This window comes from Hymenobacter sp. FMD4, from assembly GCF_058932745.1.
The window spans coordinates 23,247-39,727 of the sequence record NZ_JBZYWH010000012.1 but is presented as its reverse complement, the minus strand read 5'-3'; the positions used below and the strand labels follow the sequence as shown (position 1 = coordinate 39,727).

The following is a 16,481-nucleotide window of genomic DNA, read 5'->3' as shown; positions in this document are numbered from 1 at the left end:
TCAGCAGAAGCTAATGCCCCTTGCATAAAAAGGCCCTTGCAAGCCCCCAAACGCAACTTTAGCACGATTTGGCCTTTTACGCTAACGTTTGCGTTCCGGTTCCGCAGCTTAGGCCTCGCGTCGATTTCAGCCCGCAAATACTGGTTTTGGTCCGTTCCCAACCCGTCCTCTATGCGCGTCAAGCTTCTACTTCCTTGCTTATGGCTGCTCGCCTTGGTGCTGCGGGTCCACGGCCAAGAGTTGCGCCCGCCGGCTTACCCGCTTGTCACGCTCGACCCCTACCTGAGCGTCTGGTCGTTTGCGGACCGGTTGTACGAGCAGCCCACTAAGCACTGGACGGGCCGCAATCATTGCTTGTTGGGCATGGCGCGCGTAGATGGCCGCACTTACACCTTCCTTGGCAGTCCTGAAGACGCGCAAAAAGTGCTGGCTGCCGCTTCCGAAACCAAGCCCCAGCCTTACCGCTTTACCACCAAAGCTCCGGCTGCCGACTGGATGCAGCCTGCTTTCGACGACCGGACCTGGGAATCTGGCGCAGGCCTGCTGGCCACCGAAAAAGAGGAGCGCAACGCCACGACCGCGTGGAATGGCTCCGATGTGTGGCTGCGCCGTACCATCGAGCTACAGGAAGTACCCCGCCAGAAGCTGAAGCTCTACATGCGCCACGACGATGATGTGGAAGTGTACCTAAACGGCGTGCCCGCCTTTGCCTGCGCGCCCTGCTTTACACCGGATTATCTGGAATTTGAAGTAGCACCTGCCGCCGCCGCTGCTTTGCGCAAGGGCCGCAATACGCTGGCGGTGCACTGCAAAAACACCGGTGGCCCCGGCACCCTCGATGTGGGCCTGCTGGAAGAGCCTAACCCCGCCACTGCCAACACGGCCACGCAGCGCAGCGTACGCGCCACCGCTACCCAAACAACCTATCGGTTTGCCTGCGGCCCGGTGCTGCTCGATGTCACGTTCACCACTCCCCTGCTCCTCGATCAGCTGGAGGTGATGAGCCGGCCGGTGTCGTACCTTACTTTCCGTGCTCAGGCTTCAGATGGCCGCCCACACGCGGTGCAGCTGTATTTTGGCGCTTCGCCGCAGTTGGCCGTGAATTATCCCGATCAGGCCGTTACGTGGCAGCGCAGTACCGCTGGCCCACTCACGCTGCTTCGCACCGGCACCGAGCAGCAGCACATTCTCGGCACCAAGGGCGACAATGTGCGCATCGACTGGGGCTACCTCTACCTGGCCGCTGACAACACCGCCAGCACGCGCATTGCCGACCACGCTGCTACGCGCAGCACCTTCAAGCGCCGAGGCACCTTGCCCAAGCAGGACGATACACGCAGGCCCCGCCCGGCCAATCAGCAGCCCGTTGAGCTAGCCGCGGTGTGGAACCTAGGTAAAGTAGACAACACCGGCGCCAGCCGCCATGTACTGCTCGGCTACGACGACCTGTATTCGGTGGAGTATTTCGGGCAACGGCTGCAGCCGTGGTGGCGCCGCAACGGGGCTTCCGCGGAACAAATGCTGGAAGCTGCTGAGCAGGATTACGAGCGTCTTGTGCAGGCCTGTAATCAGTTCGATGCCGAGCTGCTACGCGAGGCCACAGCGGCTGGCGGCGAGCAGTACGCCGAGCTTTGTGCGCTGGCCTATCGTCAAGCCATTGCGGCCCACAAGACCGTGGCCGGCCCCGGCGGCACCCCGCTGTTTTTCTCGAAGGAAAATTTCAGCAACGGTTCCATTGGCACTGTGGACGTCACGTACCCCTCGGCGCCGCTGTTTCTGCGTTACAATCCCACGCTGCTTAAGGGTATGCTGGACCCCATCTTTTATTACACCGAAAGCGGACGGTGGACAAAGGAGTTTGCGGCGCATGATGTGGGCACCTATCCCATTGCCAACGGCCAGACCTATGGCGAAGACATGCCGGTAGAAGAAAGCGGCAACATGCTTATTCTTACCGCGGCCATTGCCGCAGCCGAAGGCAATGCCAACTACGCTAAACTCCACTGGCCAGCTCTTACGCAGTGGGCCGGTTACCTAAAGGAAGAAGGCTTTAACCCCGATAACCAGCTCTGCACCGACGACTTTGCCGGTCACCTCGCCCACAACGCCAACCTCTCGGTAAAAGCCATTCTGGGCCTGGCTAGTTATGGCCGCCTCGCTGGCATGCTCGGCGACCAAGCCACGGCCAGCGCCTACCAGCAACTCGCCCGCGACATGGCCCGCCAGTGGATGCAGAAAGCCCGCGACGGCGACCATTACCGCCTTACCTTCGACACGGGCGGCACCTGGAGCCAGAAGTACAATCTAGTGTGGGACAAGCTGCTACGCTTGCAGGTATTTCCGCCTGAAGTGGCTGCTACCGAGGTGCGCTATTATCTCACCCGGCAGCAGCCCTACGGCCTGCCGCTGGACAGCCGCCGCACCTACACCAAGTCCGATTGGATCATGTGGACGGCCACGCTGGCGGAATCGCCGCAGGACTTTCAGCGCTTCGTAGCGCCGCTGTACCGCTACGTACACGAGTCGCCCGACCGCATACCGCTCAGCGACTGGCACGAAACCACCAACGGCCGAGCCGTGGGCTTTCGGGCCCGCTCCGTGGTAGGCGGCTACTTCATCAAGCTACTGGACCAGCACTGGGCCCCTCGTCGGCCCTAGTGTTATTTGAATACTGCTAACTCGCTGCACTATGTCGTTTTCCACCCGTCGTCACTTCCTGAAGCAAACGGCCTTGGGCCTGGGTGCCCTCCCCTTTATGCCCGAACTCCTGGCGGCCCCGCGTACCTATACCAACCCCGTCTACCCCGGCGCCATGCCCGACCCTTTTGTGCTGCGCCACAAGGGCAAGTACTACGCCTTTGGTACCACCAACCGCGACACGCGCAGCGGCCGGTTTTTCAATGTCCTGACCTCTACCAATCTAGTGGGCTGGAAGGAAGTGGGTGGCGCGCTGATCCCTCCCAAGGGAGCCGAAAACATGGAGTACTGGGCACCGGAAGTAGTACACGTCAACGGTACTTTCTACCTCTACTACTCGCGGGGCGGTGGCGCCATTGGGGCCACGGTAGGTCATCAACTTTATGTGGCCACCAGCAAGAAGCCGGAAGGCCCTTACGAAGACGTGGCTACGCTGGCGGTACCGGAGAGCCGCTTTACCATCGATGCGCATCCCTATCAGGACACCGATGGCACGTGGTACCTTTTCTACGCCCGCGACTTTATCGATTCCGACAACGGCTTCTATCCCGGCACCGGGCTGGCCGTCGATCGGCTGATCGACATGACCCGGCTGGCTGGCGAGAGCCGCACGGTGATGCGCGCCCGCCACCCCTGGACGCTTTTCGAAGCCAACCGTACCATGCCGCTGTACGACAACCGCACCTTTGCGCAGTGGCACACGCTGGAGGGGCCTTTTGTGCGCAAGCAGGCTGGCAAGTACTACTGCTTCTACAGCGGCTCCAACTTCCTGACCAACAATTACGGCGTCGACTACCTGGTGGCCGACTCCATTTTGGGCCCTTACTCCGACGCCGGCGCCGAAAAAGGAGCCCGCGTGCTCCACTACGTACCCGGCAAAGTGCGCGGGCCTGGCCATCACTCCCACATCATGGCTCCCGATGGCAAGACCGAATACCTGGTGTACCACGCTTGGGACGCGGGCATGAAAGCGCGCCAGATGTGCATCGATAAGTTGATCTGGACGCCACAAGGGCCGCGTTGCCAAGGTCCCACGTATACCCCGCAACCCATACCTTAGATGCGTGGCATGGGCTCCCGCTCCTTTCCCGATAGCTTCCCCCAAATTACACTACTACCTTGGCACAAAAACGGGCATCCATCGCAGATATGGCGCAGGCACTAAACGTGTCGGCGTCGACGGTTTCCCGCGCCTTGAGCGACCATCACAGCATCAGCGAGGCGATGAAGAAAAGGGTCTGGGAAATGGCCGAACAGCTTCATTACCAGCCCAACCACATTGCCGCCGCGCTGCGCAAGGGCCGCAGCAACCTCATCGGCGTGATGGTGCCGCACATCGAAGGGCACTTCTTCGCCTCCGTGGTGCACGGCATCGAGACGGTAGCGCGCAAGGCAGGATTCAACGTGATGATCTGCCAATCAAACGAAGACGTCAACAGCGAAAAGCAGAACATCGAGGCGATGATGAGTGCGCAGGTGGAAGGCATCCTCGTGTCGTTGGCTCGCACTACCCGTGACTTTCGCCACTTTGAGAAAATCCGCCGACGCGAGATTCCCCTGGTGCTTTTCGATCGTACCCTGGAACACGTCAATGTCAGTTCCGTGGTCATCGACGACTACCTTGGCGCCTTCCAGTTGGTGCAGCACCTCATCGACCAGGGTGCCCGCCGCATTGCGCATTTTGGAGGTCCGCGCCACCTGAACATCTACAACAACCGCTACCGCGGCTACCAGGATGCCCTGCTGGCCAACGGCCTGGAACTGGATGAACAACTGGTGCATGACTGCGACCTGACGTACGAAGACGGAATAGCAGGCATGGAAAAGCTGCTGGCCCTGCCCCAGCCGCCCGACGCCGTTTTTTCCTCCAGCGACATGGGCGCCCTTGGGGCTATGCACGTGCTCAAGGAGCGTGGCCTGCGCATCCCCGACGACATGCTGCTCGCGGGCTTCAGCAACGAGCCCATCACCTTCTTCACCGAGCCCATGCTTACCTCCGTAGACCAGCGTTGCGAGCAAATGGGGCAAGAAGCAGTGAAGCTGCTGCTTGATATCATGCAGCAGAAAACCAAGGACTTCCTGCCCCGCCGCATCGTACTTCCGCCCGATGTGCTGATCCGGGCTTCGTCGCTGGTTCGAAAAGAGGAGCTGACCAGTGAGCCAGCGCTCAGCCGGCGTTGAAGAGTTTTCTTAGGCGCTAGCTACCCCGATTGTGGCCACAGCTGGCAGGCTGGCTTCTTCTGGCCGTGAGTCAGCAAACCGGCGTTTGGCACACCGCGCAAAAGAGGCGACTTTTGCCTTTTCCTTTCTCACGCCCACACCCATTATGCTTCATTTTTACCGTCGTGCCGGCCGCTGGCTGCTGGCCTCGGCTTTGCTGCTTGCTGCTCCTTCCCTGCTGTTTGCCTGGGGTAACTGGGGCCACCAGCGCATCAACCGCGCCGCCGTGCTGGCCCTGCCTGCCTCCATGCGCACCTTCTTCTACAACCACGTCGATTACGTGGTAACGGAGTCGGTGATTCCGGATTCGCGCAAGTACGCTATCAACGACAAGGCTGAATTCCCGCGGCACTTTATCGACCTGGAGCACTACGGCACCGGCCCCATCAGTGAGCTACCCCAAACGCCCACCGAAGCTTACGCCAAGTACGATGCAGCCCAGCTTGACAAGAGCGGCCGCCTGCCTTGGTACATCCAGGACATGCTCGGCAAGCTTACGCAGGCCATGAAGAACCAGCGCAAGGACGAAATCCTGTTCCTCGCCGCCGACCTAGGCCACTACATCGGCGATGCGCACCAACCGCTGCACACCTCCGCCAACCACGACGGTCAGCTAACCGGCCAGAAAGGCATTCACTCGTTTTACGAGTCACAGCTGCCCGAGCAATTTGGCAAGAACTACAACTTCAAGCTTGCCGAGCCGAAGCTGATTCAGGACCCGGCTGCCGAAACCTGGGCCATCATCGCGCGCAGTCACGCCGCCGCCGACAGCATGCTCACCATCGAGAAGAAGCTGGCTGGCGAACTTCAGGGCAGCAAAATTGAGCTGAGCGCCGATGGCAAAGAGAAGCGCAACGTCTTCAACCAGAAATACCACACGCTGCCTTACGCCAGCGCCTACCACAAGTCGCTCAACAACATGATTGAGCGGCAGATGCGCAACGCGGCCCAGGCCACGGCTAACTTCTGGTACACCGCCTGGGTGAATGCCGGTAAGCCCGATCTGACCAAGCTTGATGCGGAGTACACCACGCGCAGCAACGAAAAGAACCTGAAGGAAGAGCTGAAGCTTATTCAGAAAGGCAAGCTGGTGGATTTCTCCTCGTTCACGGAGTTCCCGGCTAACTAAGCTGCGTGTCATAGCAGCACCATTAGCCCGTCATGTCGAGCGCAGTCGAGACATCTCGCGTGCTGACGGCTGGTAGTAGCCTCATTGTTCAACGAGAGGATTGCTATCGAGCGAGATGTCTCGACTGCGCTCGACATGACGTTCTGGGTTGATGAGTTGATTTTCAGAACCCTTTCAAAATTTTTACTATCGGCTTGCTCCGATAAGCTGCTCCGTTTCTGCCGCGGACCATACCGAAATATTCGGTTGGTCCGCGGCTTTTTTATGCCCGGTTTCCAAAACGTTACCGCCGTACTTTTACGGTACAGTTTGGCTATGTCGCAAAGGCTGCTTTACCTTTGCACCACCAATTCTTTCCGACCAAAGGATTGTTTTTATACAGAGGCGTGGAGAGACAGGCTCTGCGAAACGCCGGCAACCACCAGCGGGAGTCATCCCGGGAACGGTGCCAAGTCCTGACCATATAAAAACAAACAGCCGTGGCTTCAACCAACCGCTCCGCCGTTTTTCAGTTTACTTCCAATGCCTTCAACCAGTGCGGTGCGCTGTGTTGCTGTATGGCCATGGTAGTTGCGGCGTGTTGTTGTTGAGCTGGTCTTTTTAGCTCCCTTCCCGACTGCTCCCGCACTAGCTGACGCTGGCGCGTAACGCTGCTTTCTACACGCAGCCTAAGCGGCGTAGCGCTTTTGCGCTACGGTATGGTCGTTTCGTCATCGACGGGCTCCTACCCATTTTCCTGGCTCCGCTGCCCATCGGCAGCACTGCGTCAGCCCGTTTCGGTTGGCGGCATGGCCGGACCACACCCTAATTCTTGTTTTTCAAGCCTTTACTATCATGTCAGCCGTCCATTTCGGCTGTACCTGAGGCTTTTCACTCGTCACTTTCTTTTCGCTGTCATGCCACAGTATCCCAAGCCCATAGGTATCTATTACGAGCACCCCGAATGGTTTAAACCGCTGTTTGCGGAGCTAGACCGCCGTGGGCTGCCTTACGAGCGAATCGACGCAGCTCACCACCTGTTTGATCCAACCGAAACCGAAAGCCGCTACGCGCTGGTGGTCAACCGCATGAGTTCATCGGCTTACCTGCGCGGCCACGGGCAGGGCATCTTTCACACGGCGGGCTACACCACGCACCTAGAGCGGGTGGGCGTGCGCGTCATCAACGGTTCGGTGGCCACCAGCATCGAAACCAACAAGGCGCGGCAACTCTCGCTATTTGCCTCACTAGGGCTGAATTTTCCGAAGTCGTTTGTGGTAAACCACGCGTCGCGCACCATTGATGCGGCGCAGCAGTTGCGCTTCCCCATCGTGGTGAAGGTAAATATCGGCGGCAGCGGCGCAGGCATTATCCGCTTCGATACTCTGGAAGGCCTGAAGGCAGCCGTGGAAGCCGGTCAAATCGACCTGGGCATCGACCAGACGGCGCTGGTGCAGGAGTACGTGACGCCCCGCGGCGGCAACATTCACCGCGTGGAAATGCTTGACGGCAAGTTTCTCTATGCCATGAAGGTGTACACTACCGGGGAAAGCTTCAACCTCTGCCCGGCTGAAATCTGCCAGATTCCGGAGGAGCAGTCAGCGGAGTTCTGCTTGACGGAAGCCCCCAAAAAAGGCATTCAGGTGGAGGCTTTCACGCCGCCAGCCGAAGTAATTGAGGCCGTGGAGCGCATCGTAGCCGCCGCCAAAATCGACGTGGGCGGCATCGAATACCTTATCGACGACCGCTCCGGCGAAGTGCTGTTCTACGACGTCAACGCGCTGTCCAACTTCGTGGCCGATGCCGTGAACGTAGTGGGCTTCGACCCCTACGCCCGCTTCGTGGATTACCTGGAACGCGAACTGACTTTGGCCACCGAAAACGCTCTGGTATAATGAAATTTGGCTATTGGATGCCCGTTTTTGGCGGGTGGTTGCGCAACGTGGACGACGAAAACATGCGCGCCGACTGGAACTACGTCAAGACCCTGGGCCAGCGCAGCGAAGCCCTCGGCTACGACCTCACGCTCATCGCGGAGCTGTTTTTGAATGACATCAAGGGTCAGGAAGCTCCGTCGCTGGAGGCCTGGAGCACGGCCGCGGCCCTGGCCGCTGTGACCGAGCAGCTGGAAATCATGGTGGCCGTGCGCCCCACGTTTCACAACCCCGCCATCCTGGCCAAGCAGGCCGCCAACATCGACTTGATCAGCAACGGCCGCTTGTCGCTGAATGTGGTGTCGTCGTGGTGGCGCGACGAGGCCACCAAGTACGGCCTGCAGTTCGACCAGCACGACGACCGGTACGCCCGCACCAAGGAGTGGCTGGACGTGCTGACCAGCGTGTGGGACAAGGACCATTTCTCCTACGACGGCAAGTACTACCAGGTAGCCGACAACGTGCTGCAGCCCAAGCCCGCCAAGAAGCCATTCCTGTACGCGGGTGGGGAGTCGGAAGCGGCCAAGGAGCTGATTTCGACGCAGTGCGACGGGTACGTGATGCACGGCGACTCGCCGGAGCAGATCGGAACGCGCATTGCCGATATGCGCCGCCGCCGCGAACAGAAAGGCTTGCCGCCGATGAAGTTCGGGGTGGCCGGTTACACCATCGTGCGCGACTCGGAGCAGGAAGTAAAGAAGGAGCTGGACCGCATCACCAACGTGCAGGCTTCGTCGGCGGGCTACGGCAACTACCAGCAGTGGCTGGCTGGCACGCAGTTGGAGCAGCAAGTGTCCTTGCAGGATTACTCGGTATCGAACCGGGGCCTGCGCACCGGCCTTACCGGCACGCCCGCCCAGATTCAGGACCGCATCGGGGCGTTTGAGCAGGTCGGCGTCGATTTCTTCCTGCTGCAGGCCAGCCCGCAGCTAGAGGAAATGGAGCGTTTCTCGGAAGCGGTGATTCAGGTATTGAATCCGGCCACTAACGCGGCATAGCAAGCCACTGCATAAAGCCTTGGGCGGCGCTGACTCCCCTCTCCCACTTCATCAAGCCGGTTTTGGCCTGGCAGAAGTGGCAAAGAGGAGCCGGCTCCGCCCAAGGTTTTTTGGTTAAGCTTGGTAGTTAGGTAAGCCAGCTATTCGGCTTCCTATAGTGCCTTCTTCGAGCATCCCATAAAGGCCGTCATGCTGAGCCTGTCGAAGCATCTCTACTGCTTCGCCTGATACTAACCTCAACGAAGCGGTAGAGATGCTTCGACAAGCTCAGCATGACGGCCTTTTTTTATCAATTATTTCTAGCTGAGTGCTCAGTTAGCAGCGGCCGAGCCCGATTCGACCACTGCAAACTTCTTAACCTGGTCACCGATGCGTACTTCGAACTCGCCGGCTTCCAGCACTTTTTCGCCGTCGCGGCCGGTATAGGCTAGATCCTGGGCTGGTAGAGTGAAGGTCACGGTTTTGGTTTCGCCGGGCTTGAGGCTGATTTTGTCGAAACGGCGCAGGCGGCGTACGTCGGGCGCGATGCTGCTGGCAACCAGGTCGCCGGTGTAGAGGTGCACGGCCTCCTGCCCTTCGCGGGCGCCGGTGTTGGTTACCTGCACCTTCACCGTGAGCTGTCCGTCCTTGGTGAGCGTGGCTTTGTCCAGCTCCAGATTGGCGTACTTGAACGTGGTGTAGCTCAGCCCGTGGCCGAACTCCCACTGCGGGTTGTAGTCGGCTTCGTAGTTGTAGACGCCTTCGCCGCGCTTCTGCTCATCGGAGTACTTGTGGATGTAGCTCACCAGCGCGTTGGGGTAGCGCGGGTACGTGTAAGGCAGCTTGCCCGAGGGGTTCACGTCGCCGAAGAGGATATCGGCCAGGGCGTCGCCGCCGTGGTTGCCGGGCAGGTAAGCCTGCACGATGGCCGGGATGCGCTGCTCAAAAGCACTGATGATGCGCGGGCGGCCTTCATTGAGCACCAGCACCACGGGCTTGCCGGTGGCGGCCAGGCGCTGCGCCAGTTCAATCTGCAAGGGCGAAAGCGTGAGGTCGTTCAGGTCGCCGGGCTTCTCCACGTAGGAGTTTTCGCCGAGGCAGAGGATGACGGCGTCCACGTCTTTGGCGGCGGCCACGGCGGCGTCCATCTGGTCGGCCGCTTCGTCGTAATACTTGCCGTCGGGCTTCATGTTGTAGCTCACGCCGGGCACGTAGCGCACATTCGGCGCCCCAATTTCCTTCTGCACGGCTTCCAGAATGGTGTTGTACTTGGCGGCGAAGTCCTCCACTTTTTCACCCTGCCAGGAGTAAGTCCAGGCGCCGTTGAGGGTGCGCATGGAATTGGCGTTGGGGCCGGTCACCAGCACTTTACTCGACTTCTTCAGCGGCAGCACCCCATCCTGGTTTTTGAGCAGCGTAATGGCTTCGGCGGCGGCTTGATAAGATGCCTGTTCGTGCTCCGGTGCGCCAAACTTAGGATAGTCCTTGAAGCGCGTTACCGGCGTCTCGAACAAGCCCAGCTTTACCTTCACCCGCAGAATGCGGCGCACGGCATCGTCTACGCGGGCCTGGGATACTTTGCCTTCCTTCACGTTGGCCACCAGGTTGTCGCAGAACTCCTCGTACTGATAAGCGAGCATGCCCATGTCGATGCCTGAATTCACAGCCAGTGCAATGGCCTCCTTCACGTTGGCCACTACCCGGTCGCGCTTGTAGAGGTTGTCGATGTCGCCCCAGTCCGATACCACCAGGCCCTGAAAGCCGAGGCGTTCTTTGAGCAGCTTAGTCAGCAACTCGTGGTTGGCGTGCATGGGAATGCCGTTGATCAGGCCGGAGTTGATCATGATGGTGTGCGCTCCGGCATCAATGGCCGCCTTGAAGGCCGGCAGGTGGTACTCGTAAAGCGACTCCAGCGGGATATAGGCGTTGGTGCGGTCTTTACCCGTTTGGGGCACCTGGTAGCCTAAGAAGTGCTTGATGCTGCTGGCCACGTGCGTGGGGTTGCCGATGTCGTTTCGGTCGCCTTCGTAGCCTTTCACTACCTGCACGCCTAGTTCAGTGGCGAGGTACGGGTCTTCGCCGTAGGTTTCCCACTGCCGCGGCGAGCGAGGGTCTGAGCCCAGATCAAGCACCGGCGAAAAAGCCCACGGAATGGCCGAGGCCCGGGTTTCGTAGGCCGTGATTTCGGCGGCGCGACGCACCAGCTGGCGGTTGCGGGTGGCGGCCTGGGCTATCTGCTGCGGGAACATGGTGGCGCCGGCCGTATAGGTCTCGCCGTGCACCGCATCGATGCCGTAGATAACCGGGATTTTCAGGCGGGTTTCCTTGGTGGCCATATCCTGAATCTGCTGGATGATGCTTTCCCACACCTGCGGGGTGCGGGCGCGGTTGTTGGCCGCATTCAGAATGGAGCCCACCTTGTATTTCACCACGGCGTCGCGCAGCTTGGCGGGGTCCACCGCAAAGGGTTCGTCGCTGGAGAAGCGGTTATTGCCCTTACCGATGACATCCAGCGTAATCTGGGCCATCTGCCCCACTTTCTCCTCCAGCGTCATCTGGGCCAGCAGGGCTTCCACCCGCTGATCGACGCTGGCAGCCGTGGGCATGGCCGCGGCGCTGCCGCTTTTGGTTTTGACTTTTACTTTCTGCTTCTGGGCCTGCGCGCCAAAGGTGAGGGCGCCGGAGAGCAGCGTGAGCAGGGCAATTCGTTGGATATGCATCGCCGGAAAATCAGGAGAATGAATAGTCAGAAATGAGCCGGGGCCAGCGCGACTGGGCACGCAGCGGCTCGCACGTTAGGCCGCAGCAGCGGCCGGGCGGTGGCCCTTCAGGCCGTACCACATGATGTAGAGGTAGCAGAGTACGGGCAGCACAAAGGCCCAGCGCAGGGAGCTGGCATCGGCTACCAGGCCGAAGAGCATGGGCACCACCGCCCCGCCCACGATGGCCACGTTCAGCAGGCCCGAAGCCTGTTCGGTGTGGCGGCCCAGCCCGGCCACGGCCAGGGTGAAAATGGTGGCGAACATGATGGAGTTCATCAGCCCCACGGCCAGCAGGCTCCACATGGCCACCTCGCCGCGCGTCAGGGCCGAGACGAGCACCAGCAGGACGGCGCCCACGGCATTGAAAGCCAGCAAACGGCCGGGATTAAAGCGGCTGAGCAGGTAGGCACCCACGAAGCGGCCCACCATTGCGCCGCCCCAGTAGAAGGAGACTTTGTCGCCGGCTACTTTCGGCGCCAGCCCCGCTACGTCGGGCAGATGCAGGTACGAGACGATGTGCGAGCCGATGGCCACTTCCCCGCCCACGTAGGCGAAAATGCCCACCGCCCCAAGCACGAGGTGGCGGTAGTGCCAGGCTTGCCGACCGGCGTGGTCGGCGGGATCGGCAGCGTGCTGAATGCGCGGCAGCTTCAGCAGCCCCAGCAGCACGCTGATAACGATGAGCACGGCCCCGATGGCGAGGTACGGCATCTGCACGGCTCGTACATCAATGGCCGCGGCGGGGGCAGTTTCCAGGTCGGGCAGGTGCGACAGGATCAGCGCTGATCCCAGCAGCGGGGCGACGGTGGTACCGAGCGAGTTAAAGGCCTGCGTAAGCGTCAGACGGGCCGGGGCCGATTTGGCCGGTCCGAGCACAGCCACGTAGGGGTTGCCGGCTACCTGGAGTAGCACCACGCCCGTGGCCAGCACGAACAACGCCGCTAGGAAAAACGGGTATGAGCGGCTATCGGCGGCAGGATAAAACAGAAAGCAGCCCAGCGCCGCTACCAAGAAGCCCAGCAGCATGCCACCCTTGTAGCCGATGCGCTGCACGAGCAGCCCGGCCGGGATGCCCATGAAGAAGTAGGCCCCGAAAAAGCAGAGGTTAATGAGGTTAGCCTGGGTATAGCTGAGGCTGAAGATGGCTTTGAGGTACGGTATCAGGATGTCGTTCAGGCAGGTGATAAAGCCCATCATGAAAAACAGCACCGTCAGCGACGACAAGGCCGAGGTGTAGCGCGGCTGGGCGCCAGCCGGAGCCGTAACCGCGGGCGGCGGAACGGTAGAAATTGCGGGAACAGCCATAAAACGGACAGTAAGAATTGGGCGAGAAGAAGCAGGCTGCGCCAGGCAGCGCAGCTAATCAGGTCGGAAGAAAGGCCGGACTTTATTCTTGCTTGAGGCGGTAGAAGCGCACGTAGTCTACCAGCATGCGCTGCGGAAAAGCAGCTTCGTCGATGCCTTTGCGGCCGCCCCACTCCCCGCCCACGGCCACGTTCAGCAGCAGGTGAAACGGGTGGTCCCAGGGCCAGGCTTGCCAGCCGGAGTGCTCGTTGCGGCTGGTGAAGTAGGGCTTGTTGTCGACGAAGGCCGTGATGGTTTCGGGCGTCCACTCCACGGCGTACACGTGGTAGACCGAGGTGGCGGTAGGTACAGCTATGGAATCGGTTTTTTGGGTGTTGGTGCGGAAGTAGTACTTGCGGCAGTGCGTAGTGGCCTGCACAATGCCCGGCCGGTAGCCCACGTACTCCATGATGTCGATTTCGCCGTTGTCGGGCCAGCTTTTATCGCCGTACTTCCAGTCGTCGGGCAGCATCCAAATGGCCGGCCAGGTGCCGCGAGCGGCCGGTAGCTGCGCCCGCACTTCTATGCGGCCGTAGGTCAGGCTGCCCCCTCCTTTCGCCTTGGAAACCAGGCGCGTGGAGGTGTAAGGATTTTTGTCATTGAAGGCTTCCTTACGCGCTTCGATAACAAGGTGCCCTTGCTCCACCCGGGCGTTTTCGCGGCGCGCCTTAGTGTAGTACTGCAGCTCCTTGTTGCCCCAGCCGTGGCCGCCCTCGTCGTAGCCCCATTTGGTGGAATCGGGCAGGCCGGCGTAGTTGAACTCGTCGCGCCAGATCAGCTCCTTGAAGCTGTAGCGCGGCGCGGGCTTCGGCGTTGCCGCCGGCTCGGGTCGGAGCGCAGCGGCGGTGCTGCCAAGCACGAGTAGCAGGCCGATGGCGGCAACAAAGCGTGGGTGCCAGATGTGGTACTGCATAATGATCAGAAGAAAATTCTGGCCTGCTTCATTTGAATGGTAGCCAAGCGGCGGCGAAATGCCCCGGTGGGTACGGCCCCGGCAAACTCCCCTGTTCCCAGAGTGACCAGTCCCACACCGGTCACTCCACTCCCGTTTGCCGCGGGCCGCCCCAAAAGGGTTTGTTATTGTTTGGGGGTGTGCTCAGGGCGCTTAAGCATTTGGCGCAACTGTCCCAATCATCCTAATTTCTTACTGCGGGTACTGGTAAAAGCGCACGTACTGCACCACCATTTCCTTCGGGAAGGGCTCCGAAGCCGCAGGGTCACCGTCGAAGTCGCCGCCCACGGCCACGTTCAGAATCAGGTAAAACGGGTTGTTGAAGGGGTACGGGGAAGTATCGGCCGGCGTGATGGTGTAGGTTTGCACGCCATCCACGTACCAGCGCAGCTGATTTTCGCTGCGGATCAGCGAAAAAGTGTGGAAGTCGTCGGAGAAGTCGCCCGCGGGCAGGCGGTACGTAGTGCCTTTGTACTGACGCGTGGCCGGCGAGGAGCCGTAGTGCACGGTACTCACGTTCACCGCGGGCTGGGAGCCGCGCAGCTCCATAATGTCAATTTCGCCGCAGGCCGGCCAACCCACCTGAGCGTCGTTGGTGCCCAACATCCAGATAGCCGGCCAGATGCCCTGCCCTTTCGGCAGCTTGGCGCGCACATCCAGACGGCCGTAGCCGTAGTTCATCTTATTCTTGGTGACGATGCGGGCCGAGGTAAACTGCTTGTTGCGCAGCTGCTCGCGCCGGGCCACGATGTGCAGCTCGCCATTGGCAAGGAAGAGGTTGTTGGGCGAGTTGGTGGTGGCCTGCTTCTCGTTGTTGTACCAGTCGTCCTGCACCTCGTAGGTCCATTTCTGCGCGTCGAGGCCTCCGCCGTTGAATTCGTCGCTGGCGGCGGGCACCAGTTGGGTGTAGTCGCCGAACTCGCGCGGCGCGGCGTTGGGCGCGGATGCGGTAGGCTGCGGAATGGGTTTGGGCGGCTCCTCCGTGCAGCCCGCCAGGCTCAGCACCAGCCCAAAGCTGGCACTGGCCCGCAGCGTGCGGCGCAGGAAATCAGAATAATGACGCATCAGGCAATAAAAGAAGATGAAAAGCAAGCTGCTACTTTACGCGCAGCTTCATGGTGTGCACCACCGAGCCGCTGGGCGGTCCCACGCGCAGCACCATGCGTTGGTTGTCGATGGAGATGATGCGGTAGGTACGGTTGGCACCATCGGTGATGCCGATGAAGGAGCCCGGCTGCGTCAGCTCAAACTGCGCGATGCCCGCGCCCGTGGCGGCCCCGAAGGTAAAAGCTGTGCTGCCGGAGCGCGGCGCCGCGCAGGCGCCTGGGCTACCGGCCACAAAGGTTTCGGCGCCGGCGTTGTAAGTGTACTGGTTAGCCACGGTGAACGTGAATTCATCATCGGCCTGGCAGGCGGGCAGCGTATTGGGCGCCCCACCGGGGAAGTAGCCGGTAGGGTCGCTGTCGCCGGGGCCCACCACGATTACGGCCTGCTGCGCATTGTCAAGCACCCAGGTGCGCGACGAGCCGCCGGTGAGCAGTTGCTTGGCCTGGTCGATGGCCGAGAGCTGCGGCATCAAGGTCACTTCCGTGATGGTGCCGTCGGGGTGGGTGCCCTGCAGGCGCAGGCGCGTGGCCGAGGCCTCTACGATGTCGTAGGTTTTGTTGCGCACCGAATCGGGCAGACCGATAAAGGCACCGCGACCCTGCAGCACAATCTGGCCGAGGTTACCATTGGGCCGAAACACAAACGTGGTGCTGGTATTGCGGGCCGCGCCGCAGTTACTGCCGGCATACGTTCCGCCCGCCGCATCATACACGTAGGCGAACGTGTTGGTAAACGAGAACTGGTCGTCGGCCTGGCAGGCGGGCAGCGGCGCCGCGGACGACGAAAGCACCGCCCCGGTGGCCGACAGGCGCTTGATAGCGCCGGGCTGGTTGCTGAAAGTCCAGGACGTGGAGCCCGAGCCGGTGCACGCGGCTATTACCGAAAAAGCCGCGTTGGGACAGGCCGATGGGATGGTTACCGTGCGGGGCGCGAAAGCGGTACCGCCGCGGCCGGCCACGGCCAGCTTCACCTGGTAGTCGCCGGGCCGAACATAGGTATGCGTGACGCTGGAGGCCGAGGCCAGTGAAGACCCGTCGCCGAAGTCCCACTGGTAGAGGAAGCCATCTTGGCTGGTATTGGTGAACGTAGCCACCACCGGGAACTGCGTGGTATTCAGCTGCACTGTGAAGCCGGCCGTCGGGGCTGGGCCTTCCAGCTGGCCTTCTTCCTGCTCGCAGGCGCTGAGCGTCGCGGCACTGCTCAGCAGTAGCAGCCAAGCCGCCGTGCGCAGGTATGTATTTGTAAACAAGGCAGTCATGAGTCGAAGGGATTGAAGTCGGGGGGAAACATCCGGGCAACACCGAGCCGGTGCGCCTCCCAAAGCGGGTTGCGCAGTGTCAGATCAATCGGTGGAAAGGAGCGGCTAGCGGCCCGACGCCT

11 protein-coding genes and 1 riboswitch are annotated in these 16,481 nt (G+C 60.8%); of the genes, 6 read left to right on the top strand and 5 right to left on the bottom strand.

What is annotated here, in order from left to right:
• Positions 1-171 precede the first annotated feature (171 nt).
• The 6 genes from AC5FXY_RS12620 (at position 172) to AC5FXY_RS12595 (ending at position 8,957) form a co-directional block, all read left to right on the top strand.
• Positions 172-2,658: a glutaminase family protein gene (locus AC5FXY_RS12620; protein ID WP_493557042.1), complete on the top strand. Its 2,487-nt coding sequence runs from the start codon at positions 172-174 to the stop codon at positions 2,656-2,658.
• 31 nt (positions 2,659-2,689) lie between these two features.
• Positions 2,690-3,757, top strand: a complete 1,068-nt coding sequence (locus AC5FXY_RS12615) for a glycoside hydrolase family 43 protein (protein ID WP_493557041.1) — start codon at positions 2,690-2,692, stop codon at positions 3,755-3,757.
• An 89-nt stretch (positions 3,758-3,846) separates the two neighbouring features.
• Complete coding sequence (locus tag AC5FXY_RS12610; protein ID WP_493557040.1) at positions 3,847-4,878, top strand: LacI family DNA-binding transcriptional regulator; 1,032 nt, start codon at positions 3,847-3,849, stop codon at positions 4,876-4,878.
• A 145-nt stretch (positions 4,879-5,023) separates the two neighbouring features.
• Positions 5,024-6,046 carry a zinc dependent phospholipase C family protein gene (locus AC5FXY_RS12605; RefSeq protein ID WP_493557039.1) on the top strand — a complete coding sequence of 341 codons (1,023 nt, stop codon included), beginning with the start codon at positions 5,024-5,026 and terminating at the stop codon, positions 6,044-6,046.
• Between the two features lie 371 nt (positions 6,047-6,417).
• Positions 6,418-6,516: riboswitch (SAM riboswitch) on the top strand.
• 426 nt (positions 6,517-6,942) lie between these two features.
• Positions 6,943-7,920, top strand: a complete 978-nt coding sequence (locus AC5FXY_RS12600; protein WP_493557038.1) for an ATP-grasp domain-containing protein — start codon at positions 6,943-6,945, stop codon at positions 7,918-7,920.
• A complete protein-coding gene (locus AC5FXY_RS12595) occupies positions 7,920-8,957 on the top strand; it encodes an LLM class flavin-dependent oxidoreductase (RefSeq protein ID WP_493557037.1) in 1,038 nt (345 codons plus the stop codon). The genes AC5FXY_RS12600 and AC5FXY_RS12595 overlap by 1 nt, the downstream gene beginning before the upstream one ends.
• A 311-nt stretch (positions 8,958-9,268) precedes the next feature.
• Here the strand turns inward: AC5FXY_RS12595 and AC5FXY_RS12590 are convergent, their stop codons facing one another.
• From AC5FXY_RS12590 to AC5FXY_RS12570, 5 genes are all read right to left on the bottom strand, one after another.
• Positions 9,269-11,656, bottom strand: coding sequence for a glycoside hydrolase family 3 N-terminal domain-containing protein (locus AC5FXY_RS12590; protein WP_493557036.1), 2,388 nt, complete (start codon positions 11,654-11,656; stop codon positions 9,269-9,271).
• A 75-nt stretch (positions 11,657-11,731) separates the two neighbouring features.
• Positions 11,732-13,003, bottom strand: coding sequence for a sugar MFS transporter (locus tag AC5FXY_RS12585; RefSeq protein ID WP_493557035.1), 1,272 nt, complete (start codon positions 13,001-13,003; stop codon positions 11,732-11,734).
• An 82-nt stretch (positions 13,004-13,085) separates the two neighbouring features.
• A complete protein-coding gene (locus AC5FXY_RS12580) occupies positions 13,086-13,955 on the bottom strand; it encodes a glycoside hydrolase family 16 protein (protein WP_493557034.1) in 870 nt (289 codons plus the stop codon).
• A 231-nt stretch (positions 13,956-14,186) separates the two neighbouring features.
• Complete coding sequence (locus tag AC5FXY_RS12575) at positions 14,187-15,059, bottom strand: glycoside hydrolase family 16 protein (RefSeq protein WP_493557033.1); 873 nt, start codon at positions 15,057-15,059, stop codon at positions 14,187-14,189.
• A gap of 31 nt (positions 15,060-15,090) precedes the next feature.
• A complete protein-coding gene (locus AC5FXY_RS12570; protein ID WP_493557032.1) occupies positions 15,091-16,359 on the bottom strand; it encodes a PKD domain-containing protein in 1,269 nt (422 codons plus the stop codon).
• Positions 16,360-16,481: the final 122 nt, after the last annotated feature.

Excerpts from the sequence above, each read along its gene's own strand:
- AC5FXY_RS12620 (WP_493557042.1), top strand. The coding sequence starts at position 172 with ATGCGCGTCAAGCTTCTACTTCCTTGCTTATGGCTGCTCGCCTTGGTG.
- AC5FXY_RS12615 (WP_493557041.1), top strand. The coding sequence starts at position 2,690 with ATGTCGTTTTCCACCCGTCGTCACTTCCTGAAGCAAACGGCCTTGGGC.
- AC5FXY_RS12610 (WP_493557040.1), top strand. The coding sequence starts at position 3,847 with ATGGCGCAGGCACTAAACGTGTCGGCGTCGACGGTTTCCCGCGCCTTG.
- AC5FXY_RS12605 (WP_493557039.1), top strand. The coding sequence starts at position 5,024 with ATGCTTCATTTTTACCGTCGTGCCGGCCGCTGGCTGCTGGCCTCGGCT.
- AC5FXY_RS12600 (WP_493557038.1), top strand. The coding sequence starts at position 6,943 with ATGCCACAGTATCCCAAGCCCATAGGTATCTATTACGAGCACCCCGAA.
- AC5FXY_RS12595 (WP_493557037.1), top strand. The coding sequence starts at position 7,920 with ATGAAATTTGGCTATTGGATGCCCGTTTTTGGCGGGTGGTTGCGCAAC.
- AC5FXY_RS12590 (WP_493557036.1), bottom strand. The coding sequence starts at position 11,656 with ATGCATATCCAACGAATTGCCCTGCTCACGCTGCTCTCCGGCGCCCTC.
- AC5FXY_RS12585 (WP_493557035.1), bottom strand. The coding sequence starts at position 13,003 with ATGGCTGTTCCCGCAATTTCTACCGTTCCGCCGCCCGCGGTTACGGCT.
- AC5FXY_RS12580 (WP_493557034.1), bottom strand. The coding sequence starts at position 13,955 with ATGCAGTACCACATCTGGCACCCACGCTTTGTTGCCGCCATCGGCCTG.
- AC5FXY_RS12575 (WP_493557033.1), bottom strand. The coding sequence starts at position 15,059 with ATGCGTCATTATTCTGATTTCCTGCGCCGCACGCTGCGGGCCAGTGCC.
- AC5FXY_RS12570 (WP_493557032.1), bottom strand. The coding sequence starts at position 16,359 with ATGACTGCCTTGTTTACAAATACATACCTGCGCACGGCGGCTTGGCTG.